Origin of the sequence: Cupriavidus pinatubonensis, assembly GCF_019602855.1 — a bacterium.
Taxonomy (GTDB): Bacteria; Pseudomonadota; Gammaproteobacteria; order Burkholderiales; family Burkholderiaceae; genus Cupriavidus; species Cupriavidus pinatubonensis.
This window is the reverse complement of the sequence record NZ_CP080768.1, coordinates 117,161-141,230: the sequence shown is the minus strand read 5'-3', so window position 1 is coordinate 141,230 and position 24,070 is coordinate 117,161. Positions and strand designations below refer to the sequence as shown.

Below are 24,070 nucleotides of genomic sequence, written 5' to 3'. Positions count from 1 at the left end.
AGGACGTTGGAAGGCTTAGCCCAGCATGATCTTGGCGCGCTCGGCGGCCCGGATGCCCGCGCCGATCGCCCCGTCGATGAAGCCGCGCCAGCCTTCGCCATGGTCGCCCTGGCCGAAGATCACGCGGCCACGGTCCTGCTGGAAGTGCGCGTAGTATTTTTCGAACCAGCCGGGGCGGTAGTTGGCCCAGGTGCCCAGGCTGTACGGGTCCTCGGTCCACGGGTGGAAGTGGACCTCTTCCACTTGCGCATCCGGGAAGAAGTCGCGCAGTGCCTGCTGGACCGCGGCCTTGTCCTGGTAGTCGATGCGCTTCGGATCGGGGCCGAACATGACGAGGACGGTGTGGTCGTCGGCGGCCGCGTAGGTGATGATCAGCGGCAGCGGATGCGTGGGATCGGCCAACGCCAGCACACGGGTATCGGCGACGCGCCCCTTCACCTTGATCAGCAGCTTGACGCCGCGGCCGGCATGGCGTTCCTGTCCGGCTGCCACGACGCTGGCATCGAGCGGCGGGGAGAACTGCACGCCTGGCAGCACGTTCATCGGCAGCCCCACGATGACGCTGGCAGCGCGCAGGCGCTGGCCGGCCTGCGTGGTGACCACGGCATGGCTGCCAAGGTCTTCGACCGCGCGGACCGGCGTCGACAGCCGGATCTCGGGCTTGCCGTCGGCCACCATGGCGTTGATCAGGCTGATGGTGCCGTCCTTGAACCGGTAGCGGCCGGCAGCGTCGCGCAGGGCGGTCAGGTTCCCGCCGGGCAACGCCCACCAGCGGCTGACTTCGATGTGCGACGCCATGCCGGGCGGGCAGTGCGACAGGCCGGCCAGATAGCCGTCGAGTGCGACCTGCTGAAGGCGCGAGAGCTTCATGGACTGGACGACGTCGCTGGCACTCAGCCTATCCGCCGCGGCAATGGCGGGCCAGCGGTACTTCGCGTCGTAGGGCCGCTCCCACAGTTTGCCGGCGTCGGCGAAGTAGCGGTTGAAGGCGCCGAACACGTCGCCGAGCCGTTCCGGCGTGTCCAGATACTCCCGGCGGCCGTCCACCAGCACTACGGCGTGCACGCCGGCGGGATCGACGTTCGACTCGGGCGTTTCGATCACGTCGAGCTTGTATCGCTGGACCTCTGCCCAGACGAACGGCTGCGTCCAATGGATCCAGGTGCCGCCCAGCTCCACCATGTGGCCGGCAAACTGGCTGGTGTAGGTGCGGCCGCCGAGCCGGTCGCGGGCTTCGAGCACAAGGGTCCTGTAGCCGTTCTTGCTGCTTTCGCGCGCCGCCGTGATGCCGGCGAAGCCGCCGCCGAGCACGATCACGTCATAGTCGACACCCCTGGATTTCGCCTTGCGCTGCGTCTCGCCAGGCTTGCTGTGGGCTTCCGGAGCGCCGACCACGCTGCCAAGCGCAATCGCGCCTGCGCCCAGTCCGGTCTGGCGCATGAACCCCCGTCGGTCGAGGGAAGCGGCTGCCTTCCGATGTCCCGAATTATTTCCCATGACAATCCTGTTGCGGTTACCTTTCGATCCGAGCATAGGGCAGCCGTCAGGCGGGCGATGTCCGAAAGCGGCAATGGCGTTGCTTTCGCTTGTTACAACCAGGAGGCAACGTGCACCCGGCGCCATTCCTCTCGCTGTTGCAGGCGAGCCGGGTAGTTACCCTAGTATTCCTGCGGGATGACGAAAGTGAAAATTTGGCTTCGGGCTATGGTTTGTACGGACAAAGTACATATCCAGCCGCCTCTTTGCAGAAGCGTCCCCCATGTCACATGCCGTGCATTGCCACGTGGAGTCGTTCGGGAATCCGGAAGACCACGCGCTTGGCCTCCCCCAGCTTAACCAGCAATACCTGCAAACCGGGCCAGGCCGATATGAGGGCCAACTGCAGCAGTTCAGGCTCGACGATGATGTCTTCGTGTATCACGAGCGGCTGAATGTCCCTACCTTGCAGGAAGGCTGTGTAAGGAGGGGGTGCCGGATGTTCGGCATCCCGCTGCCTGCCGATAGCCGTACGACGCTCTATGGGCGTTCGATCGGGACGTCCGTTGGCCATATTGCCGGCGGACGGGAGTTTTCTGCCCAGTCTTCCGGGCCGAGCGAGCATGTCGGCATCGTGCTCGGCGATTCGATCTTTGCGATGTATGCGGATTACCTCGGCGGGATGGCCAGTCTTGCCTGGGCCGATGAGCAACTGCTCAAGGTCGGCCTGCCGGCGCGGCAGCGCGCCTCGGCAGGCATCGTGGAAAGCCTTTGCACCGCCGGGGAAAACCGCGAAGCGCTGGCATTCCCGGCGGCCCGCATTTCCGCGCGCGACGATATCCTGGAACACCTGTTCTGCCTGCTGATCGATGCCGAAGCGCCACGGCGCCGCGGCGACGTGACACGGTTGTCCCACAGTGATGTCGTCAACCGCTGCCGCAAGTACATGCAGGCGAATCCCAGCCAGCCCGTCGGGGTGCTTGAGCTTTGCAGCCTGGCGCGAGTCAGCCGGCGAACGCTGCAGATAGCGTTCCTCGATGTCACCGGCGTAACACCGTACGTCTACCTGCGCACGATGCGCTTGTCGCTGGTTCGCAGGCTGTTGCGGCAAACCAGTGCCGACCGCGTGCAGATCAGGGATGCGGCGGCGCGCTGGGGCTTTGTACACATGGGCAGGTTTGCGGCCGACTACAACCGGATGTTCGGCTACCTGCCTTCGGAGACGCCGCGCGCCTAGACGGGCACCACCGCGGGCACGACCGGCCCGTCCAGGAAATGCGAGCGCAGCGGCCTAGGTAATTTCCCCAATCACATCTCGGCCGCCGGCGCAAAGTCCTGTTACTACCCTCTGCCGAAACCCGGCCTTGTGCGAACGCGGTGGATCGTAGACTTCTCCCGAGTTTCGGATATCGACACGAGGGAGAAGAAAGGATGAGGCAGCGCAAGTTCGTAGTCGGCCTGACCGCCATGGCACTGGCGGCGGGCATGTTGGTGATGGATGCCGGTGTCCTGGCAGCGGAGGGGGACGCGGATCTGACCCCGGCCGGGGCGCAGCGCAGCGGCAGCAAGGATGGCGCCATTCCGGCATGGGATGGCAAGGACACGCCCTCGGCCGGCTGGTCGCCGGAGCAGCCGCGCGGCGGGTTCTGGTCGCACAAGGGCGAGAAGGCGCTTTTCTCCATCGATGCCACCAACGTCGACAAGTACGCCGACAAGCTCAGCCCCGGCCAGGTCGCGTTCATCAAGGCGACAAAGGGCTACCACATGGATGTCTATCCGACGCATCGCAACTGCGGTGCGCCGGACTGGGTGCAGGCCAACAGCAAGCGCAACCTTGCCGAGGCCAGGATGGCGTCCGACGGCGTAATCCTGGAAAACGCCGTCCTGCCGGGCGTGGCCTTCCCGCGTCCGAAGACCGGGGCGGAGGCGATGTGGAATTTCCAGACCCGCTACCGGGGCATGGGCATCGTATTCCCCAGCTTCTACACGGTGCTGTCGCCGCGCGCGGGGAGCGAGGAGTGGGTCGATGCGAACCAGGAAATGACCCTGTACTTCCCGTGGGCGAAGAAGGGTGCTACCACGCCGGAACAGGTCAAGAACACGCTGCAGGCCGCCTACTTCCAGTACAAGTCGCCAGCGGCGCTTGCCGGGCAGGGCGCGGTGGGCGTCAACTCGTTCGGTGGGGCGGCCCCCGAAGTCTCGTACTACTTCCCTGGCCAGCGCCGCGTGCGCCGCATGCCGAGCTACGCCTATGACGCGCCGCAGATCGGCATGGAGAACCAGTACACGGTTGACCAGGCCTTCATGTTCATCGGCAATCTCGACCGCTTCGACTGGAAGCTCGTGGGCAAGAAGGAGATGTATGTGCCGTCGAACACCTTCGGCATCTACGACTTCCACGCCAAGCTTCGCGATGTGCTGGGGCCGCAGTACATCAGCAACGCCAGCCGCCGCTACGAGTTGCACCGCGTCTGGATGGTCGAGGCGACGGTCAAGGCCGGAGCCCGTCACACGGCACCGAAGAAGACCTTCTATTTCGACGAAGACAGCTGGCTGGCGCTGGTGTCCGAGGACTACGACGCGCAGGGCAAGCTCTGGAAGCTGCGCGAAGGCTTCCCGATCCCGGTCTGGGAAACGGGTGCCTGCGACCTGGAGACGTTCGTCCAGTATGACCTGATTTCCGGCCGCTACATCGCCGACGGCGTCACAGTGGGCGGCGGCAAGGATATCCGCTGGGTCACCGACTCGAACGAGCCGCGCTTCAAGCTCGACTACTACACGCCGGAAAGCCTGCGCTCACGCAGCGAACGGTAAGTCCCCAAGCGAGCGCCGCGCCGCCGGCGCTCGCCACATGTCCCGAATGCTCCTGGCACGACGCCGGCACAGACCGGCGCGGCCGGCGCTCGTCCATGCAGCCAACAGCGCAACGAGGCAACAGGCAAGACAACAAGAAGCAGGACAACCGGAAACAGGGAGGAAGAAGTGATTCAAAGCAAGAGACGCTGTATTGCCATTGCCGCCGCCATGGCGGCCATGCAGATGGGCAATGCCAGTGCGGTCGAAATCAAGGGAGAGACCGTCTACGGTTCGTTCGACTCGCAGATCACCACGGGGCTGGCCATGCGGGCGCACGGCATCGACTGCCAGCGCGTGGGCGATCCGAACGCGTCCGGCTGTGCCGGCGACGTGAACACGGCGCAGTTCTCCAATCTGGACAATGGCAACCTGAACTACAAGAAGGGCGACCTGTTCGCTGCGTATGTCAAGGGAACGCACGAACTGCTGCTGAATTTTCCGGAAGACATCAAGTTCATGGCGCGCGGCACCTGGCTATACGATGTCGCCGCCAGCCATACCGAGCGCTCCGACCTGACCAAGGACTCTTTCAACCAGGTGGCGCGCGACACGCGGCTGCTCGACCTGTGGGTCAGCAAGGGTTTTTCGATCGGCGACCAGAGCGCCCGCGTGCGCATTGGCAACCAGGTGATCAACTGGGGTGAAAGCATCTTCGGGCTTGGCGGCATCAACGCGACCAATGCACTGGACATCCAGAAGCTGATGGTGCCCGGCACCCAGATCAAGGAAGCCGTGCTGCCGGCGCCCATGATCAGCTTCGCATCGGGTCTGGGCCACGGATTCAACATGGAGGCGTACTACCAGGTCCAGTGGAACGGCAGCCGCCTGCCGCCGGTGGGTTCGTACTTCTCGCTGACCGACAATCTCGGCCGCGGCGCAGAGCCCTTTAACGTCAGCACGCAGAACCCGAACTTCTCCGGCACTGACGCCACGACGATCGCGCGGTCGCGCGACCAGGGGACCATCCAGTCGGTGCAGCAGGGCATCAACCAGGGCGCATTCGCCGGCCCGCCGTTCAATACCTTCGGCATCCCGCTGCAGCCGAACCAGTACGCCCGCAACTCGGGGCAGTACGGCTTTGCCTTCCACTACAAGCCGGAAGGCACGCAGCTCGACATCGGCACCTACGTCATGAACTATCACGACAAGCTGCCGGTGATGGGCCTGCGCCCCGACGACACCATCCAGGTCCAATACCTGGAGGATCGCAAGCTCTATGGGGTCAGCGCCAACTTCCCAGTGGGAGACTGGGCGGTGGGCTGGGAACTCTCGTACCGGCCGCGCGATGCCGTCGCGCTCTCGGCATGCTATGGGCCAAACGGTCCACTGGACATCATCAGTAACGGCGTGACCGGCGTCAATTGCCAGCAGTGGATCGACAGGAAACGGTTCCAGACGCACCTGACCGGCCTGCTCGCGCTCACGCCGAGCAATTCGGGTGGTTTCCTCAAGCTGCTGGGGGCCGATACCGCGGCGTTCACCGGGGAACTGGTTGCTATCTACTTTCCTGGCGTGAACTCCAACTCGCGCTTCGTTCGCACCGTAGACGGTGTGCAGGTCATGCAAGCCCCGGCACCGGCGTTGCAGCCATGGATGGACAGTTCGACCAACTCCACCCTCGGCTACCCGATCACGGCGGCCAAGGGCACCTCGCTGTCGATGGGCGCGACGGTGGACTTCAACTGGACCTATGACGGCAGGCTGATTCCGGGCTGGCAGGTCACGCCGGGCGTCACGTTCTCGTATTCGTTCATGGGCTACACGCCGACCGCGCTCGGCAACTACATGCAGGGCGCCAAGTCCGCCAACCTCTATGTGCTGTTCAACCAGAACCCCACCAAGTGGCAGGCCGGCATCAACTACACCATGTACTGGGGCGCCAATCCGCTGGCGCAACCGCTTGGAGACCGCAACTTCGTCGGCGCGTTCCTGACCCGGAACTTCTGACGAATTCCACGCGGGTCGCGCAGGCCGCAGGCAGGCGCGACCCCGAACCCACGCACTCTGGAAGTTTGCAGCAATGAACGGATTCGTACGACGCCTGGAAGGCATCCTGTTCGCGCACCGGACCGCAACGCTGGTGGTGATCGGACTATTTACGGCGGTGACGGCCTTCTTCGCCGCCCAGCTACGCATGGAAGCGGGCTTCGAGAAGCAGATGCCGCTGAACCATGAATACATCAAGACCTTCAAGTCCTACCGCGACGACCTGTTCGGCGCCAACCGCCTGACGGTGGTGGTGAAAGCGCGGCACGGCACCATCTGGACCCGGCCCGCGCTGGGCAGGCTCTATGACGTGACGCAAGCCGTGCTGTTCATGCCGAACGTGGACCGGCTCGGCGTGCAGTCGCTGTGGACGCCGAACAGCTACGTCAACGAGATCACGGAGGAGGGCTTTCGCGCCGAGCCTCTCATCGATGGCAACATCACGCCGCCGCGTCTCGATGATGCCGTCATCGGCCGTATCCGCTCGGCCACCAGCGACGGCGGCTTCGTCGGTACGCTGGTCTCGCGCGACCAGACCAGCGCCATGATTACCGCCGAACTGGAAGAGCGGGATCGCGACGGCAGGCAGCTCGACTACATCGCATACAACCATCTGCTCGAGAAGCAGCTTCGCGAGCGGTTCGAGGACAAGGACTTCGAGATCCAGATCATCGGCTTCGCCAAGCAGGTGGGCGATATTGCCGATGGCGCCTCTGGCGTGCTGGGATTCTGCGCGATAGCACTGCTGCTGACCGCACTGGCCGTGTACTGGTACTCCCATTCGGTGCGTTTCACGGTCCTTCCCATCCTGTGCTCGCTGACCTCGCTGGTCTGGCAGTTCGGCACGCTCAGGCTGCTCGGCTACGGCCTCGACCCGCTCGCCGTGCTGGTGCCGTTCCTGGTCTTTGCCATCGGCGTGTCGCATGGGGTCCAGCAGATCAATTTCATCGTCCGCGAGCTGGCGCACGGCAGGAACTCCATGCAGGCGGCGCGCAACAGCTTCACGGGGCTGCTCGTGCCGGGCACGCTGGCGCTGGTGACGGCCTTCGTCTCGTTCATCACCTTGCTGATCGTGCCGATCCCGATGGTGCGGGAGCTGGCGGTCACGGCGTCGATCGGCGTGGGCTACAAGATCGTCACGAACCTGGTGATGCTGCCGGTGGTGGCATCGTTCTTCCGCTTCTCCCAGGCCTACGCCGACGGGGCGATGGCCCGGCGCGAGCGTCGCTCCCGCTGGCTGCGCGGGCTCGCCCGCGTGGCGCAGCCGCGCACCGCCGTGGCCGTGACGCTGATGAGCGCCTGCCTGCTGGCAGTGGCCATCTATGAAAGCCGCGACCGCGTGATCGGCACGGTGGAGCCGGGCGCGCCGGAGCTGCGGCAGGACGCGCGCTTCAACCTGGATGCCAAGTCCATCGCGGCCAGCTACGACATGGGCCTGGACTGGCTGACCGTGGTCTTCGAGGCAGCCCCGGAATCGTGCGGCAACACGGCCATCGGGGCCTACCAGGACGATTTTTCCTGGGCCATGCGCGACGTGCCCGGGGTGGTGTCCATCAGCGGCTTTTCCAGTCTGCTTCGCACCTACAACACGGGATACAACGAGGGCTACCCGAAGATGTCGGTGGTGCCAATGGATGCCGCCAACTACGCGGCGCTTGCCACCGAGATCGGCCGGCTGCGCGGCTACATGCGCAAGGATTGCAGCATGACGGCCGTCCACCTGTTCCTGGCCGACCACAAGGCGACCACCATTGCCGGGGTGATCCGCGCCGTCAACGCATTCCGGGCCGCCAACGCACGTCCGGATGTGAAGATCAGGCTGGCGTCGGGCAATGCCGGCGTGCTGGCGGCCATCGACGAGGAAGTCGAGCGAAGCGAGCAGCCGATGATGCTGTATGTCTACGCCACCATCATGCTGCTGGTACTGGTGGCGTATCGCGACGTGCGGGCCATGATCGCCTGCTGCCTGCCGCTGACCGTGGCGACCTTCGTCGGCTACTGGTTCATGAAGGCGCTCGACATCGGCCTGACGGTGGCGACGCTGCCGGTGATGGTACTGGCCGTCGGCATCGGCGTGGACTACGCCTTCTACATCTATAACCGCCTGCAGGCACACCTGGCCGACGGCCTGCCTATCGCAAGGGCGGTGGAAAGCGCGCTGCTGGAGGTCGGCATGGCCACCATCTTCACGGCGATCACGCTGGCGATCGGCGTGTCGACGTGGGCGTTCTCCGCCCTCAAGTTCCAGGCCGACATGGGCAAGCTGCTGGCGTTCATGTTCCTTGTCAACCTCGTGATGGCGATGACGGCGCTTCCCGCCCTGGCGGTGGTACTGGAACGGTTGTTCCCGCGACGCGGTGCGGTGCGGGTTTCAAACTTCATGTCGCACTGAGGGAGGGCGCATGCAAAAACGGGATCTACGTAACCTGATCGGACTGCTGGCTGCGGCGGCCGTGACGCTGGGGGGGCAGGCATCAGCCGCTGCTCCGCAGGGCCAGGCGCCAGCGCCGCAATTGATGCTGGCGGTGCGCACGCCATCGGCTGCCACGGCTGCCATGCTCGGCGCCACGCGTGCCGGCAACCGGATCGTCGCGGTGGGCGAGCACGGCGTCGTGCTGCTTTCCGACGACAACGGCAGGCATTTCCGGCAAGCGCAAAGCGTGCCCGTGCGCGCGATGCTGACATCGGTCAGCTTTGCCGATGAAAAAAATGGGTGGGCCGTCGGCCACGCGGGCGTGATCCTGCATACCGGGGACGGCGGCGAGACCTGGACGCTTCAGCGGTCGGACACCGAGGCCGACCAGCCGCTGTTCTCCGTGCTGTTCAGTGACCGCAACCACGGACTGGCCGTGGGGCTGTGGTCGCTGCTGCTGGAGACCGACGATGGCGGACATACATGGCGACAGCGCGAACTGCCTGCGCCGCCCGGGGCGACCAAGGCCGACCGCAACCTGTTTCGCCTGTTCGCGGCGCCGGACGGGAAGCTGTTCATCGCGGCGGAGCAGGGACTGGTGTTGCGCTCGACAGACCAGGGCAAGTCCTGGCGCTACCTGCCAACGGGCTACAAGGGCAGCCTTTGGGCAGGCGCCGCCGGGCCAGACGGTGCGCTCTATGTCGCCGGGATGTGTGGCACGGTCTATCGCAGCGGCGACGGGGGGGACTCCTGGCGGCAGGTGCCTAGCGGAACGCACAGCGGGCTGACTGACCTTGTGGCGGCGCAGGGCGGCGTAGCCGGTGTCGGCATGGAGGGTGCGTCGGTCCGCAGCAATGGGACGGAAGGCATGGCCGCTGCCACGCGCCCCGACCGCGTCGACCTCAACGCCGTGGTGCTGGCGGCGGACGGCAAGTTGATCGACTTCTCCTCTCGAGGTCCGCTCGCGCCGCGGTGAATGAACGTTCCGCATCGGGTACAGACCCACCACGTCGCGCGGTCCCCAGAAGATCGCGTCAGTGTACGGCTTGAAGGTCTCACCACGATGCGGCTCGCTCCGGCCGCAAGTCTCTCGGGATCGCGTCAAGAGGCACCGCTACCGCGGGAGCGCGTGGCGATCATCGATACGCGGCCGCCTTCTGCGGGGTGTACAGCAGGAGGACCTGCACGCCGTCGTCGTTCGCGCCCATGTCAGGCAGTGCTTCATCGGCCGACACGAATACGCTCTCCCACTGGCCGAGGTCGTTGCCTGCGGCGCGCATCGCGCCAGCCAGCACGACGATGAACAGATCGCCTGCGCGCGGAGGCCGGTCGACGAAAAGGGGTTGCCAAGGCGGGAGGCGAAGGACGGTGACGCCCAGGCCGTCGTCGTCGAGTGGCACGACCGCCTCGCACGCGGCACCTGACAACGTACGGAGTTGATCGGGTGTATCGGTTGCAATCGGACCGGCCTGTGCATGGCGTTTCGGGCCGCGGATCATCTGTCCGCGCGCGCTGACCGGGATCAGGCCGGTATCGAACGCAGGCCGTATGGTGAAGTACTTGAGTCCGGCGTCTCCCGCGACAAGTGGGCCATAGCCGGTATACGCGCCCGCGTAGTGCACAGTCAGCGGGCGCAGCGGATGCCTGCCAATCGTGCCATCGCCGTCGATAAAGAGCTGGAACTGGTTCTGGCGATGAAAGTGCGCCGGAGCGATGGAGCCGGCAGGCTGCTCGACCAGAAAGACTGTCGGCGAAAGCTGTGGATCACGCCCCGCCTCCATCCATTCTGATTTGTGAAAGATGCAAGCGTGCCCATCCTCGAAGCACAGCGGTACTTCTCGCCGGGTAGCCTCCGCCCGGGCCCGGGTGCCGTAGACGATCATCGGGGTGTCCTCCTCATCAAGGTGTCTCCAGGACGTCAATTCAAAATCTGTAGCTTTCGTCTACGCGGTCAAGCAGGCGAAGCAGCGCCGGCCATTCGCGCTTGCCGAACGTATCGGCGCGGGCGTCCATGGCGCGGCGGGTGCCGTCGATCGCTTGCTGCGAGGGCAGGACGATCTCCGCGCTGGCAGCCATGGCGTCCACCTGCGTACGGCAGGCCATTTCAAGCCAGTAGATGCGACTGAACGCCTCCGCCACGCTCGGCCCGACCGCCAGCAGGCCGTGGTTGCGCAACACCATCACCTCGTGCCCGCCGAGCGATTGAAGCAGTGGCGCTTGCTGCGCCAATTCGACCACGGGGCTGTCGAAGTCGTGGTAGCCGGTCTTGCCGTGAAAGCGCAGCGCCGTCTGGGTCATCGGCAGCAACCCGCACGGCATGGCGGACAAGGCCATGCCGGCACGCGTATGGGTGTGAATGACGCAGTGAACGTCGGGCCGGGTGCGATGGATGGCGGTGTGGATCACCATACCGGCCCGGTTGACCTCGTAATCATGGTCGTTCTGCGGGCTCAGCAGGACATTGCCGTCCAGATCGATCTTGATGAGGTTCGACGCGCAGATCTCGCCATAGAGGTACCCGTAGGCATTGATGAGCAGATGCTCTGTGCCGGGAATCCGCAGCGTGATGTGGTTGTAGATCAGGTCTGTCATGCCGTAGCGGTCGACCAGACGGTAGCAGGCTGCCAGTTCCTGGCGTGCCCGCCATTCGACATCGCTGACGGACGCTTGCACGGCTTCACGCGCAATATTGTGGGAAGAGTTCATATTCTTCAGGATGCCTATTCGACGCGGATCTTGCCTGCCCTGATGACCTTCGCCCAGCGCTCGCTCTCCGTGACGAAATAGCGATTCAGTTGTGCCGGCGTCATGACGTCGGACTCCATGCCGAAGTCGGCGATTTGCCGGCGAACCTCGGGCTCGGCGAGGATATCGGTGACGGTGTGGCCCAGCTTTTCGATCACGCCGGGTGGCGTCTTGCCCCGGGCGACGATGGCGAGCCACGAGTTCGCCACCACGTCGGGATAGCCGCTCTGCGCGAATGTCGGCACGTCAGGCAGAGCCGGCACCCGCTTCGTGCCGGTGAAGGCAATCGCGCGAACTTTTCCGGACCGTATGTGCGGGGCGAAGAGCTGGAGCGTATCGATCATGACCTCGAATCTGCCCGCCATCAGGTCCGGCAATGCAGCGGCGGAGCCCTTATAAGGGATGTGCTCGAGGCGGATTCCCGTATGCATGGAGATCAGCTCGCCGGTGAGGTTCGCTGTCGAGCCGGAGCCCGAGCTGCCGTAGCGAAGCCGGTCCGGATGGGCTTTTCCCCAGGCCACCAGGTCTGCAACGGTATGAATCGGCAAATCCGCGTTCACCACGACAAGCAGGGGTACACGCGCCATCATCGCCACGCCTGTCAGGTCGCGACCGGTTTCGTAGGGAAGCTTGCTGTAGAGCAGTGGATTGAAAATATGCGCGGGCGAGGTCGTCAGCAGGGTGTAGCCGTCCGGGTCGGACCTGGCGACGTAGTTCGCGCCGATTTGCACATTGCCGCCGGGCTTGTTCTCGACATAGAAGCTGGCACCCAGACGCGCAGAGAGGCGGGTGCCAATCAGCCGCGAAACGGCGTCGATTGGTCCACCCGGCACCGAGGGCACCACCAGCTTGACCGGCCGCGACGGATACGCGGGTTCGGTGGCGTGAGACGCCGTGATACCGCAAGCCAGCAGGCCGGCTGCCGCAAGCGCGCCGGCCAGGCGCGCGAATCCGATAGCTTCTCGCATGTTCTTCTCATCTCCTGTTTGCTGCGCCTGAGTGACCGGCCGCCACGTTTGCCACGGTCAGGCGAGGAGCGCGACCTGCACATCCCGCTGCCCCTGGTAGGGATTGCGGCCGTGCCATACCTGGAGGTTGTCCAGGATCATCACGTCGCCGTCACGCCATTCCCAGCTATGGGTGTTCCGGTCGCACACGGCATTGATATGGTCGACTTCAGCAGTCTCCAGTCGCTGCGCGCTACCGAGGAACATGCCGGTCGGATAGCGCCGGTTCTTCCGGATTTCTGTGTCGAGCACTTCGGTAGCCGTGTGGGACCTGTGCAGCCCCGAGCGATATAGACGCTGGCCCGTCTGCGGATGGTCAAGGAACGGGTCAAGCGTCGCGAAGACAGTCAGCGAGCCATCGTCGTGCCAAAGCGGCTCAAGACCGCGCGCAGCACACAGGGCTTCAACTTCGTCCGGACTATCGGTATCGAACGCGTGATTCCAGCCGTACTTGTCCTGGTCGACGTACGAGGCATCGACCGTGCCTGTCTTCGGCCCATAGTTCAGTGCTGACCGGATGCCCAGCGACGCTATCTTCGCGACCAGGTCTTCGCCCATCTGCACCACGAAATTGCGGGCATCGGCGATTGTCGTCTCGCCGCCCACCGGCGCGGTCTTCCGCGAGAAGAAGGCGATCCGCCTGGGGAACTGCCGCCGATACGCCATCTCCGAATGCACGCCAAGCCCTACGCTGGCATCGAGCCGCGTGGCTTCCATCACCCGTCCGGCAATCTGCATGCGCGGTGCGCGTCCGCCGAGGTAGCCATCCCGGAAGGCGGGAAGCTGGTCGATGATGTCGGCGAAATCCGCAGTATCCGGTGTGGGAAAGCCGCGCAATACGATCCCGCCGTGGCGGGTGATCAGCGCTTCGAGTACGGGCATCACATCCCGGGTCCATGCGCGAAAATTTCCCCTGTCCCGCAATGCGTCGCCGTGCGGCTCGATGAAGAACGGCGGCTGCCCCGAACTCCGCTCGCAGCACTGCACGCCATTTCCCAAGGCCTCGGCCAGATCCGAAGCCACCATTGTCCGACCTGCACTCATATCGTCTCCGCTACGCCGTTGTTCCGGCCCCGTTTCGCCACCCTGCGGCGTTGCCGGGCGACGTGGCACAACTTTACGAATGCCGGCCGGGTGGCAGTGATTCCACTGATATGCCCGGTGATTCCAAAGCGGAATACTTGCGGGGAGCCCGACAGGCACCCAGGAGCGAGATGCGAATCGACGATCTTCGAGCGTTTGTGTTCGTGGCCCGGCATGGAAGCCTGCACCGTGCAACGGCGCAGGCAGGTGTGACCCAGTCCGCCCTGACGAAGGCGCTGGCCCGCCTGGAGTCGGAAGCGGGCATGCGGCTGTTTGACCGCACCACGCGCGGCGTAGCGCTGACGCAGGTAGGTCAGTCGCTGCTAGCCCGGGCCGAACGCATCGTGCTAGCGAGTCATGATTTCATGGACGAACTGGAAGGCCAGCGGTCGGGGCGCGCGGGCAAGATCCGGCTCGCCGGAACGCCTCACATCGTCTCGGTGTTCCTGATGCCGGTGATTGCACAGTTCCTGGCCAGGCGCCCGCTCGCCCGCTTTTCCATCGACACCAGCCTGACCCAGGGCGCGCTGCAGGCCCTGGTGTCGGGGGAGGCCGATTTCGCGTGCGGGGGATTAGTGACTGACGTGCCCGCTGGGCTGCTCAGCACCCCGCTGCAGCCGCTGGCCATGCAGATCGTCGCCCGCGCCAACCATCCCCGGCTGCGGTCATGGAAGACATTGGCGGATCTCGCCGAGGAACGCTGGGCGCTCCCGCAGCCGTCATCCAGCGTGTACCAGATCCTGGCGGAAGCGCTGGCGCGCCAGGACCTGCCCGCTCCACGCGTGGCCGTGGAATGGACCGGCTCAGGCGGCTCGGTTGCCGAACTCCTCAGGAGCAGCGACCTGCTTGGCATCGTGGCACAGCGGACATTGCAGCAGGCGGACGGGCACGACCTTTGCGCGGTCGGCGATCCGAGCTTGCTGCGACAGCCTGAGGTTGCACTGTTCTGGCGCGAGGATTGCTACCTGTCCCCGTTCTGTATCGAGTTCCGGGAAGCGCTCATTGCGTCCTTTTAGCTTCGCGAGCGCGGCGGGCAGTGGTCGCCAAAGCTCGGCCGGTTCTTTTCGGGAACAGCGGTACTTCGGCAACTGCTTGCCAGCAGTCTAGGAAGGATTGTGCGAATGACTGCAAGAGTTCGTTCCGAGACTCTCACTCATCCCGCACATCGGTGACGAAACATTCTTCCTGACGGGCTCGCATGGCCCGGTCCGGAGCGCCTTTTGCACTTGTGCCGCCGCGTCATCACGGGCCGGCACCAATCCCGCCCCGGTTACAACTCGCGTCATCTGGTTGGCCGAATCCGGATACTGGCGCCCCGAGCGCGACCCTATAGTTGCTCCATCCAAGTCTCCCCCAATACCAGCCATGCGTATTCCACACCTGCGACCGTTCGTGGTCGCTTGCCTGGCGGCACTTGCAGCGTCGGCGGGTTCCGCGACGGTGTACGGCGCGGCGCCGCTGCAGCCCGAGACGCTCAGCGTGCAGCCCATGCCACCGCGTGGCGATCACTTCCTCTATGCGCTCGAGATGTCCGCGCCTATCGACGCGCGCCTGACGGTGTACGACATTGACAAGAAGAAGGTCGTTGCCCAGCAGGGAGCGGGGTTCCTGCCCGGCGTGACGCGCTCGGCGGATCATCGCTTTACCTATGTTGCGACGAGCTACTTCTCGCGTGGCACCACCGGCGAACGCACCGATGTCCTGGAGATCACGGACAACGCATCTTTCCGCAAGGTTGGCGAGGTCGTCCTGCCGGCCAAGCACGCGCAGCAGGTGCCGTCGCTGTTCAATACCACGGTGTCGGACGACGGCGGCTTCGTCTACGTCACCAATATCACGCCGGCGACGTCGGTCTCCGTTGTGAACCTGGCTACCCGCAAGCTGGCCGGCGAGATCGACACGGCCGCCTGCGTGCTGACGTACCCGTCCGGCAGGAACCGCTTTGCATCGCTGTGCCAGAGTGGAAAGGCGCTGATTGTCACGCTGGACCAGGATGGCAGGGAAGTCGGCCGCGAGCAGTCGGCTGCCTTCATCGACGTGGAGAACGACCCGGTCTACACCCACGCCGCGCGCTGGGGCAGTGGCTACCTGTTTGTCACATTCAGCGGCAAGGTGACGCCGGCGGACTTCAGCGCAAGTCCTGCGCGGTTCGATGCGCCGTGGCAACTCGTCTCGCCAGCGGAGGCGCGCCAGGGCTGGCGTCCCGGCGGCCTCCAGCCGTTCGCGGCAAGCGAGGCTACCGGCAAGCTTTACGTCCTCATGCATCAGGGGGGCGAGGGATCGCACAAGGAGCCGGGCACGGAGATCTGGGTCTTTGACGTCGGGTCGCATGCCCGCGTGGCAAGGTGGAAGCTGGCGGCCGAGAAGCTGATGCCGATGGTGACATTGTCCGTATCCGAAGGTGGCAATCCGATCGTCTATGGCAGCACCTACCTCGGCGTGCAGGCGTTCGATGCCGCCAGCGGCAAGCCGGTGCATGCCGACAAGACGCTGGGCAGGGCCGTCGTTCAGATGTTCCCTTTCTGAGGGGGGAGTGATGGAAATCGATCCCGCTGTCCTTCGGACCTGCCAGGCGGCCGTCATCGTGGTGTTTGGTGCCGCCGGGTTTTCGAAGCTTGTGAATCCGGAGCGCTTCGAGCGCGCGGTCGCGTCATACGGCTTGCTGCCGGCGTTCCTTGTGGCCCCCGTGGCTCTGTGCCTCGCCCTGGCCGAACTGGCGATTGCCGCGGCCCTGCTTGTCGATCCGTCACGTCCGGCGGCCGCGCTCGCCGGGCTTGGCCTGCTGGGCCTCTTCCTTGTCGCAATCGGAGTGAGCCTGGCACGCGGCAACCGCGACATCGATTGCGGCTGCTGGGCGTTCGGAGGAAAAGGCGATGGTCATCCGGCGAGGCTCTCCGGATGGCATCTGGCGCGGCTGGCGCTGCTGGCGGCTTTCGTGGCGCCATGCCTGTTCGAGCCCGCCCAGCGCACAGTCGAATGGATCGACTATGTCACCGCGACGGGCGGGCTGGCCGTTGCCGGCGGCCTGTTTGTCGCCATCGATTATCTGCTGGCCAACGGTGCCGCAATTCAGAAGTTGAGGTCTTGAAATGTCAAATGCTCTCGTTGTTTCGCAAGTCATGCTGTGGGTAGCTGTTGTCGTGCTGGGACTGGTGTGCCTGGCGCTGTTGCGGCAGATTGGTGTGCTGTACGAACGCATCATGCCGGTCGGCGCCCTGGTGGTGGACAAAGGCCCGGCTGTCGGCGCAGTGGCGCCCGCCTTCGACCTGCGCGACCTGTACCAGAGCGAAGTCCGGATTGGCGGCATCTCGGCCGACGGACGCAGCACCTTCCTCTTCTTCGTTTCGCCGACCTGCCCGGTTTGCAAGAAGCTGCTCGCGCTGCTGCCGTCCCTGCAAGCCAGTGAGGGTGCCAACTATCGCTTTGTGCTGGCAAGCGATGGTCCCCGCGCGGAGCACGAGGCCTTTTATCGCAAGGCGGGTCTTTCCGCGTTCCCCTATGTCCTTTCGCAGGAACTCGGCATGGCCTACCAGATCGGCCGGTTGCCCTACGCGGTCGTGATCGATGGCGAAGGCAAGGTGCGCTCGAAGGGCCTGGTCAACAATCGGGAACATCTGGAAAGCCTGTTCGAAGCCAACGAAAAGGGAATGGCTTCGATCCAGGAATACGTGGCACGCCGCGATGAGCAGCACGCCCAGGCATGAGGAACAGAAACATGAAATGGATCGACGGACTCTTTGAGCGTTCCGCTCGCAGCGTCGCCCAGCGCAATGGCCGCCGCAGCGCGCTCGGCCGGATGGGGCGGCTCCTCGTGGGCGCGGCGGCCATGCCGCTGCTGCCGGTGGACCGCCTCGCCTACGCGGCCGGGCCGGCAGCCGCGCCCAAGCTGCCAGCGGGCATCGATGACGAGACCAGTTGCGAATACTGGAAGCACTGCGCCATCGACGGCTTCCTGTGCGCCTGCTGTGGCGGAAGCTCCAGCACCTGCCCGCCGGGCACATCCACCTCGCCCATCACGTGGATCGGCACCTGCCTGAATCCGCACGACGGACGGAACTACATCGTCTCGTACAACGACTGCTGCGGCAGTACCTCGTGTGGCCACTGCATGTGCAACCGGAACGAGCGGGAACGCCCGATGTACAAGATGTCGCTCAACAACGACATCAACTGGTGCATGGCGAGCCAGCCGTCCACGTACGTTTGCTCGGTTTCCGTCCTGCTGGGAGTCCAGGAGCAATGAGGACCACGACGAAGTACATCAAGGCCTGTCTGTCCCTGGTGATCGCGCTGGGCGTATCGGCAGGCGCGGGGGCGCAGGAGCTCGATGCGGGCAAGACCATCTTTGCGAAGAACTGCGCGGTCTGCCACCAGGCAAGTGGCCAGGGCCAGGATGGCCTGGCGCCGGCGCTGACCGCCTATCCGGCCCGCTATGCGAGCACCGAGGGCGGCCGGGCACTGCTGGCGAACATTGCCCTGTATGGCCTCCTGGGTGCCATCCAGAACGGCGGCAAGCAGTACAACGGGAGCATGCCCAGCTTCCGCACAATGTCGGACGAAGAACTGGCCGGGGTGTTGAGCTATATCGCGCTTGACCTCTCCGGCGGGAAGGCGGCGGGCAGCCAGCCAATCAGCGCTGACGAGGTCAAGGCGCGCCGGGCGCAGAACCTCACGCCGACCGAAGTCAGGCACCTGCGCGAGCAGGTGCTCAAGGATGCGGGGCTGTGAGGCTTCTTCCGGCATGGCGGCCATTGACTGCGTGGATGGCGCTCGCGGCCGTGCCGCTGGCCACGAGCGCATGGGGGCAGCCGGCGGACGAGGCGGTCGCCTACCGGAACTATGTGCTGAATTGCATGGGCTGCCACGGCGCCTCTGGTGAAGGCGTGCCGGGCAATATCCCGCCGCTTCGGGGTGCCATCGGCCTGTTCGTGCATAGCAGTGCCGGTCGGCAATTCATCGTCCGCGTGCCAGGCGCGTCGAACTCCGCGCTGACGGACGATGAGCTCGCTGCGGTGACCAATCTCATGCTCGCGCGCTTTGGCGCCAACCAGTTGCCGGCGGATTTCAGACCCTACACTGGCTCGGAAGTGGCTGCCCTGCGCCGCCCGGCGTATGCCGACGTGGCGACAGTGCGCCACGCCGTGATCGAAGAGCTTCGCGGCCGGGGCGTACCGATGAAGTTCGACTACTGACACACCACCACAGCAGTCGCCGCACCAAATCAGGAGCAAATCATGGAGACGATCGATACTTTCTACATTGGCGGGACGTGGGTGGAGCCGGCGCCAGGCTTCACGCAGGCGGATATCGTCAACCCTGCGACCGAATCGGTGATCGGCAGGCTGGCGATGGGTACTGCCGGCGACGCGGACCGTGCGGTGGCCGCCGCGCGCGGGGCTTTTCGCGGCTGGTCGGAATCGACCCGCGACGAGCGTATCGCGCTGCTTGAACGAATTATTGCCTGCTACCAGGCGAGACTTGAGGACATCGCACAGGCGGTGCGCATGGAGATTGGTGCGCCCATCACGCTGGCGAGGAACGTACAGGCGACATTGGGGCTCGAGCAACTGAAGGCGACCCTGGCGGCCCTGCGAAGCTTCGAGTTCGAGTCGACCAGAGGCAGGAATCTGGTGCGACGTGAAGCCATCGGTGTGGCAGTACTCATCACGCCCTGGAACTGGCCGCTTAACCAGATTGCGGCAAAGGTGGCCCCTGCCATTGCCGCCGGCTGCACGGTCGTGCTCAAGCCTTCCGAGACCGCCCCGCTTGATGCGCGTATCTTTGCCGAGGTCATGCACGATGCTGGCACTCCGGCCGGCGTCTTCAACATGATCTACGGCGACGGCCAGACGGTGGGCGCGGCCTTGTCTTCGCATCGTGACGTCGACGTGGTATCGATCACCGGATCAACGCGCGCCGGCGTCCAGGTGGCGGTCAATGCGGCGTCTACCGTGAAGCGGGTGGCGCAGGAGCTTGGCGGCAAGTCGGCATTGTTGATCCTCGATGACGCGGATCTGGAAACTGCGGTACGCCATGGTGTGCTGCAGTGCATGGGAAATAGCGGTCAGACCTGTGTCGCGCCAACGCGCATGCTGGTGCCAAGAGAGCGCTATGACCAGGCAGTCCGGATAGCCGCGGCCACGGCCGACGCGGTGACCGTGGGCGATCCCGGGGACACCGCTGTCAGCATGGGTCCTCTGTCGAGCCGTGCACAGTACGAGAGAGTTCAAGGCCTGATCCACCTTGGCGTGGAAGAGGGCGCGCGCGTCGTGGCGGGAGGCGTGGGTCGCCCGCAGGGTCTGGAGCAAGGCTATTTCGCCAGGCCGACGATCTTTGCCGGCGTTCGCAATGACATGGCGATTGCACAGGAGGAGATCTTCGGGCCCGTGCTGGTGCTGATCCCCCATGATGGGGATGACGATGCGGTCGCTATCGCTAACGACTCCCCCTACGGGTTGGCCGGGTATGTCGCTTCGGCGGATGTCGAGCGGGCCCGCCGGGTGGCCACCCGGCTGCGTGTGGGCTCCGTACGCATCAATGGGGCGCCCATGGACCTGAGCCTTCCCTTCGGCGGGTACAAGCAGTCCGGAAATGGCCGGGAATTCGGCCCCGAAGGGATTAGCGAGTACCTGGAGACCAAGGCGATCATGGCCTGACCCGGACGGCGGCTCCTGTAGACATGAGCTCAGGAAGTCACGAGGCGCCGGTCCGATCCGGCCAAGAACGCTCTGCCATTGATCAATGACCATGCACACGATCTTTCCGAGACGCCTTCGCTCGCTTCTGTTCGTGCCTGCCGACAGCGAGCGCAAGCTGGATGCGTCGCTCAGGGCGGGCGCGGACGGTCTGGTGTTCGATCTTGAGGATGCGGTGCCGGAAAGCGCCAAGGACGAGGCGCGCCGAAAGCTTGCCGTTTTCCTGGAGCGCCATCGGACATCGATGGCCGCTGCGGTCCTGGTTCGTGTCAATGGACTGTCGTCGGGTCATATCCTCAAGGATCTCGCGACGGTCATCCCGCACCGCCCCCACGCGATTGTGCTGCCGAAATGCCGAAGCGTGGAGGATGTCCATCGGCTCTGCGATTTTCTGGCGGCGTTCGAGTGCGCTTTGCTGGAAGGCAAATGGGAGACCGGCATCATTGCCATGGCGACGGAGTCGTCCGAAGGCGTGTTCGGCTTGTCCTCTTACCGGAACGCGCCCATGCGGCTTGGTGCCCTGATGTGGGGCGTTGACGATCTGGCCGCCGACCTGGGCGCCTTCTCCTCGCACGTTGGTCGGGACCTGACAGCGCCATTCTCTGTCGCCCGGACGATGTGCCTGCTGGCGGCGGCGCAGGCGGGAATCGACGCGATCGATGCAGTAAGCACGAGCCCGACCGATGATGCGCAGATCTTTCAGGAGGCAATGCAGGCCAGAAGGGACGGCTTTACTGCCAAGGCTGCCGCGCATCCGGTGCACATAGAGCCGATCAATCGCGCCTTCTTACCGCAGGAGGAAGAGGTACGCTGGGCGCGGGATGTCATCGCCGCCTTCTCGCAGGTTGGCACTTCTGGGGTCGTTCGCCTCGGCAACGCAATGATCGACCGGCCGCACCTGCGTCTGGCCCACCGGATTCTGTGCCAGGTCGAAGGCGAGGATTGATGAAGAGTCCAGTGGGCCAGGTCTGCGGCATTCGTCGAGCCGGATAACATCACGAATCGAAATCTTTAACTTCGGATATCTCGTCACGCCATTGACAATATTGGGCCAGTGCTAGTGACCGGCGGGCGTCCTGATGCGCGGCGGGCATTCTCGGCGACGAGTCCACCTAAGGAATACCGACGGCATATAGCCGCGGGAGGGAGGGAGATGAAAGGTGTTCACGTCCTAACTGCATTCCTTCTGATGCTGAGCGCTGTGGCAGGCCCGGCTTGCGCCCAGGCTCCGCAAAAGAAGCCCAATATTGTCTTCATCCTGATGGACAACCTCGGTTATGGCGAGGTGGGCGTATACGGTGGCGGCATTACGCGGGGCGCGCCGACGCCGAGGATTGATCAACTGGCGTCAGAGGGTACGCGCCTGCTCAATTTCAACGTGGAAGCGCAATGCACGCCGAGCCGATCCGCAATCATGACCGGGCGCTTTTCCATTCGGTCCGGTACCCATTCGGTGCCAATTGGGGGCGGTGCCGAAGGGCTGACCCAATGGGAGGTGACTATTGCGAAGTTGCTTTCCGGCGCTGGCTATGCCACGGGTCATTTTGGCAAGTGGCATCTCGGTAGCGAGCCGTCTCGCCTGCCAACTGCGCAGGGCTTCGACGAATGGTATGGCATTCCGCGCACGACCGACGAGGCATTCTGGCCATCTGAGCCGACGCCTAGATCGCTTGCGCTGCCGCTGATGCAAATCATGGAAGGGCGCAAAGGGGAAAAAAGCCGCGACGTGGCCGTTTATGACCTGGAACAGCGCCGCCTGATCGATACCGAAATCACGCGTCGTACCGTCGATTTCATGAAGCGCAGCGTTCAGGCCGGAAAGCCCTTTTACGCCTATGTCCCGTTCACGCTGGTGCATTTCCCAACATTGCCGCATCCCTCGTTTGCAGGGAAAACCGGCCTTGGCGATTTTCCCGACGCGCTGGCTGAGATGGACGCCCACGTCGGCGAGATTCTTGATGCTGTCAACGCGCTGGGCATACGCGACGACACCATATTCATCTTCACCAGTGACAACGGGCCGGAAGCCACGTGGCCATGGCAAGGATCTTCAGGGCCGTGGCGCGGCTACTACTTCACGCATATGGAGGGTTCCCTGCGCGTGCCCTTTATTGTCCGCTGGCCCGGTCATGTGCCTGCCGGCAGGGTGAGCAATGAGATTGTCCACGAGGTGGATACGTTTACGACGCTCGCCCGCATCGCGGGGGTACGGGTACCCGGGGACCGCCCCATAGACGGAGTCGATCAGACCGAATTCCTGCTCGGCAGGTCGGAGAAGTCCGGTCGGGATGGGTTTCCGGTCTATGTGGCAGACCGCCTGGAGGCGGTCAAGTGGCGGAACTGGAAGCTCGCATTCTATGAAGAGCAGCGCGACTGGTGGACGCCGCCGGTCAAACTTGGCTCCCCGAAAGCTTTCGACCTGGTGACCGACCCGAAGGAAGAGTATCCGGCTACCGGCCTGCGCAACACCTGGGCCGCGGGTCCGATCATGAAGGTAGTCGAGGACTTCCAGAAAAGCCTGGCGCAGTATCCGCCCATTGCACCAGGCACCCCGGACCCTTATTCGCCGCCAACAAAGCGAAGGTAAGCCGAGGCCGAAATGTCGGGCGTCGACTTGCCACGCCGAGAATCATACCCGCGATACCCCGACTTCTTCATGGCATGACCTAACAGGAACGATGAGGGCAAGCATGCGGACCCGATCTCTATGCAACGCCGTCCTGGCGCTACTGTTGCTGGGCATCATCAATCAGGCAGGCGCTACCGAAGGCGCGCTGGGCCGGCCGGTGACGGGCATGAGCGTGCTGCCGGACGCGGGCATTGTCCCTGGCGAGCCCGTGTGGATTGGCAGCATCGCAATGTTCTACATCGACGGGTCGATTGGCGGTGGCAGGGAAGTCCCCGTCGCGGGCAAGACAACGCTGGGCGTCAACGCCGAAGCATTCTTCGCCATGGGCACCATCATGAAGGTATGGGATACCGGTACCGGACGCTGGAACTTCGCATCGAGTTTTACGCTCCCCTACACGTATACGAAGGCAAGTGCGGCGCTGAGCGCGGGTAGTGTGCAAGGGAACACGGGGGACTCATCATCCGACCTGTACGACATCACGTTCTCGCCGATCATCGCAGGCTACCATTTTTCGGAGTTCGAGCATGTCGCCCTCAGCCTGAACATCTGGGCGCCGACGGGAAACTATGACAAGAGCAAACTGTCGAGCCCCAGCCTGAACACGTGGACATTCATTCCACAGGTGGCTTACACCAAGCTGTTTTCTGCACAGAACCTGGAACTTGACGTGGTCGCCGGGCTTGAGTTCTACACCCGCAATTCCGCCACCGACTACCAGAACGCACTGCTGTTCACCCTGGACACCATGCTTCTGAAGCGGTTTGCAGGCGGTGCTGGGGTCGGTCTGATCGTGGGCACGACGCAACAGATCGGAAAGGACTCCGGACCGCTGGCGGACCGGTTGAACGGCTTTCGTGGCCACGACTGGGCGGTGGGGCCAATCGTCACATACGATACCAAGGTTGGGACAAAAAGCCAGCTCTCGCTCAGCTTGCGCTGGGTACCGACGGTATCGAGCAAGAACCGGCTTGACAGCACCCGCTCCTTCATGGGGACTGCTACCCTAGTGTTCTGAATCTGGCGTGCTTGACCTCAACGCTTTGCAGGTAGATCGAGGGGCGTCGTCGGCAAGTTGCCGCGCGTGGCGAAGGTTATCGCGCACTGTGGTCAGCTCTGCATGGTTTGCCGCGGCATGGGGCGCGTGTGGACGTCTGCAGTTCAGCCAACTCGGCCTTTC

The 24,070-nt window shown here is 64.3% G+C and carries 21 protein-coding genes and 1 pseudogene; 16 read left to right on the top strand and 6 right to left on the bottom strand.

The features are described 5' to 3' along the window. Positions 1 to 15 precede the first annotated feature (15 nt). Positions 16 to 1,440 (bottom strand): flavin monoamine oxidase family protein, encoded by a 1,425-nt coding sequence (locus K2O51_RS31415; RefSeq protein WP_245001970.1) that lies wholly within the window; start codon positions 1,438 to 1,440, stop codon positions 16 to 18. Between the two features lie 319 nt (positions 1,441 to 1,759). Here K2O51_RS31415 and K2O51_RS31410 point away from each other — a divergent pair, with 319 nt between their 5' ends. The 5 genes from K2O51_RS31410 to K2O51_RS31390 all read left to right on the top strand — a co-directional run bounded on the left by K2O51_RS31410 (position 1,760) and on the right by K2O51_RS31390 (position 9,707). Beyond that, on the top strand, positions 1,760 to 2,713 hold the full coding sequence (locus K2O51_RS31410) for a helix-turn-helix domain-containing protein (protein ID WP_220631712.1): 954 nt from the start codon (positions 1,760 to 1,762) through the stop codon (positions 2,711 to 2,713). A 194-nt stretch (positions 2,714 to 2,907) separates the two neighbouring features. Next, complete coding sequence (locus K2O51_RS31405; protein WP_425333004.1) at positions 2,908 to 4,290, top strand: DUF1329 domain-containing protein; 1,383 nt, start codon at positions 2,908 to 2,910, stop codon at positions 4,288 to 4,290. Between the two features lie 210 nt (positions 4,291 to 4,500). Further along, positions 4,501 to 6,279, top strand: coding sequence for a DUF1302 domain-containing protein (locus tag K2O51_RS31400; protein ID WP_220631913.1), 1,779 nt, complete (start codon positions 4,501 to 4,503; stop codon positions 6,277 to 6,279). A 73-nt stretch (positions 6,280 to 6,352) separates the two neighbouring features. Continuing rightward, entirely contained in the window at positions 6,353 to 8,710 is a 2,358-nt protein-coding gene (locus tag K2O51_RS31395) for an efflux RND transporter permease subunit (RefSeq protein ID WP_220631711.1), read from the top strand. Between the two features lie 10 nt (positions 8,711 to 8,720). Then, complete coding sequence (locus K2O51_RS31390; RefSeq protein ID WP_220631710.1) at positions 8,721 to 9,707, top strand: WD40/YVTN/BNR-like repeat-containing protein; 987 nt, start codon at positions 8,721 to 8,723, stop codon at positions 9,705 to 9,707. A 160-nt stretch (positions 9,708 to 9,867) separates the two neighbouring features. Here K2O51_RS31390 and K2O51_RS31385 read toward each other — a convergent pair whose 3' ends face one another. From K2O51_RS31385 to K2O51_RS31370, 4 genes are read right to left on the bottom strand one after another with little or no spacing between them, the layout of a single operon-like run. After that, positions 9,868 to 10,614 (bottom strand): hypothetical protein, encoded by a 747-nt coding sequence (locus K2O51_RS31385; RefSeq protein ID WP_220631709.1) that lies wholly within the window; start codon positions 10,612 to 10,614, stop codon positions 9,868 to 9,870. A gap of 40 nt (positions 10,615 to 10,654) precedes the next feature. Next, a complete protein-coding gene (locus K2O51_RS31380) occupies positions 10,655 to 11,437 on the bottom strand; it encodes a class II aldolase/adducin family protein (protein ID WP_220631708.1) in 783 nt (260 codons plus the stop codon). Positions 11,438 to 11,451: 14 nt separating this feature from the next. Beyond that, the gene (locus tag K2O51_RS31375) at positions 11,452 to 12,444 is read right to left on the bottom strand and encodes a Bug family tripartite tricarboxylate transporter substrate binding protein (protein ID WP_220631707.1); all 993 of its coding nucleotides are present in this window, start codon (positions 12,442 to 12,444) and stop codon (positions 11,452 to 11,454) included. A 57-nt stretch (positions 12,445 to 12,501) separates the two neighbouring features. After that, positions 12,502 to 13,527 carry a TauD/TfdA family dioxygenase gene (locus K2O51_RS31370; protein WP_220631706.1) on the bottom strand — a complete coding sequence of 342 codons (1,026 nt, stop codon included), beginning with the start codon at positions 13,525 to 13,527 and terminating at the stop codon, positions 12,502 to 12,504. 170 nt (positions 13,528 to 13,697) lie between these two features. On the opposite strand from K2O51_RS31370, the gene K2O51_RS31365 reads away from it, so the two are divergent. From K2O51_RS31365 to K2O51_RS31315, 11 genes are all read left to right on the top strand, one after another. Continuing rightward, positions 13,698 to 14,582 (top strand): LysR family transcriptional regulator, encoded by an 885-nt coding sequence (locus K2O51_RS31365; protein WP_220631705.1) that lies wholly within the window; start codon positions 13,698 to 13,700, stop codon positions 14,580 to 14,582. 349 nt (positions 14,583 to 14,931) lie between these two features. After that, a complete protein-coding gene (locus tag K2O51_RS31360; protein ID WP_220631704.1) occupies positions 14,932 to 16,092 on the top strand; it encodes an amine dehydrogenase large subunit in 1,161 nt (386 codons plus the stop codon). Beyond that, positions 16,043 to 16,654, top strand: coding sequence for a MauE/DoxX family redox-associated membrane protein (locus K2O51_RS31355; protein ID WP_220631703.1), 612 nt, complete (start codon positions 16,043 to 16,045; stop codon positions 16,652 to 16,654). Before K2O51_RS31360 ends, K2O51_RS31355 begins: the two co-directional genes overlap by 50 nt. Position 16,655: 1 nt before the next feature. Then, positions 16,656 to 17,270 (top strand): methylamine dehydrogenase accessory protein MauD, encoded by a 615-nt coding sequence (gene mauD / locus K2O51_RS31350; protein ID WP_220631702.1) that lies wholly within the window; start codon positions 16,656 to 16,658, stop codon positions 17,268 to 17,270. Between the two features lie 11 nt (positions 17,271 to 17,281). Then, positions 17,282 to 17,809 carry a methylamine dehydrogenase light chain gene (locus K2O51_RS31345; protein WP_220631701.1) on the top strand — a complete coding sequence of 176 codons (528 nt, stop codon included), beginning with the start codon at positions 17,282 to 17,284 and terminating at the stop codon, positions 17,807 to 17,809. Beyond that, positions 17,806 to 18,294 carry a c-type cytochrome gene (locus K2O51_RS31340; protein WP_220631700.1) on the top strand — a complete coding sequence of 163 codons (489 nt, stop codon included), beginning with the start codon at positions 17,806 to 17,808 and terminating at the stop codon, positions 18,292 to 18,294. The genes K2O51_RS31345 and K2O51_RS31340 overlap by 4 nt, the downstream gene beginning before the upstream one ends. Continuing rightward, on the top strand, positions 18,291 to 18,758 hold the full coding sequence (locus K2O51_RS31335; RefSeq protein ID WP_245001968.1) for a c-type cytochrome: 468 nt from the start codon (positions 18,291 to 18,293) through the stop codon (positions 18,756 to 18,758). Before K2O51_RS31340 ends, K2O51_RS31335 begins: the two co-directional genes overlap by 4 nt. 42 nt (positions 18,759 to 18,800) lie before the next feature. After that, positions 18,801 to 20,222, top strand: coding sequence for an aldehyde dehydrogenase family protein (locus K2O51_RS31330; protein WP_220631699.1), 1,422 nt, complete (start codon positions 18,801 to 18,803; stop codon positions 20,220 to 20,222). Positions 20,223 to 20,313: 91 nt separating this feature from the next. Continuing rightward, entirely contained in the window at positions 20,314 to 21,207 is an 894-nt protein-coding gene (locus K2O51_RS31325) for an HpcH/HpaI aldolase/citrate lyase family protein (RefSeq protein ID WP_220631698.1), read from the top strand. 207 nt (positions 21,208 to 21,414) lie between these two features. Beyond that, positions 21,415 to 22,848, top strand: coding sequence for an arylsulfatase (locus K2O51_RS31320; protein WP_425333007.1), 1,434 nt, complete (start codon positions 21,415 to 21,417; stop codon positions 22,846 to 22,848). A gap of 103 nt (positions 22,849 to 22,951) precedes the next feature. Further along, entirely contained in the window at positions 22,952 to 23,908 is a 957-nt protein-coding gene (locus tag K2O51_RS31315) for a SphA family protein (protein WP_220631904.1), read from the top strand. 63 nt (positions 23,909 to 23,971) lie between these two features. Here K2O51_RS31315 and K2O51_RS35850 read toward each other — a convergent pair. Next, a pseudogene (locus K2O51_RS35850) lies at positions 23,972 to 24,064 on the bottom strand (tyrosine-type recombinase/integrase); the annotation flags it as partial. Positions 24,065 to 24,070: the final 6 nt, after the last annotated feature.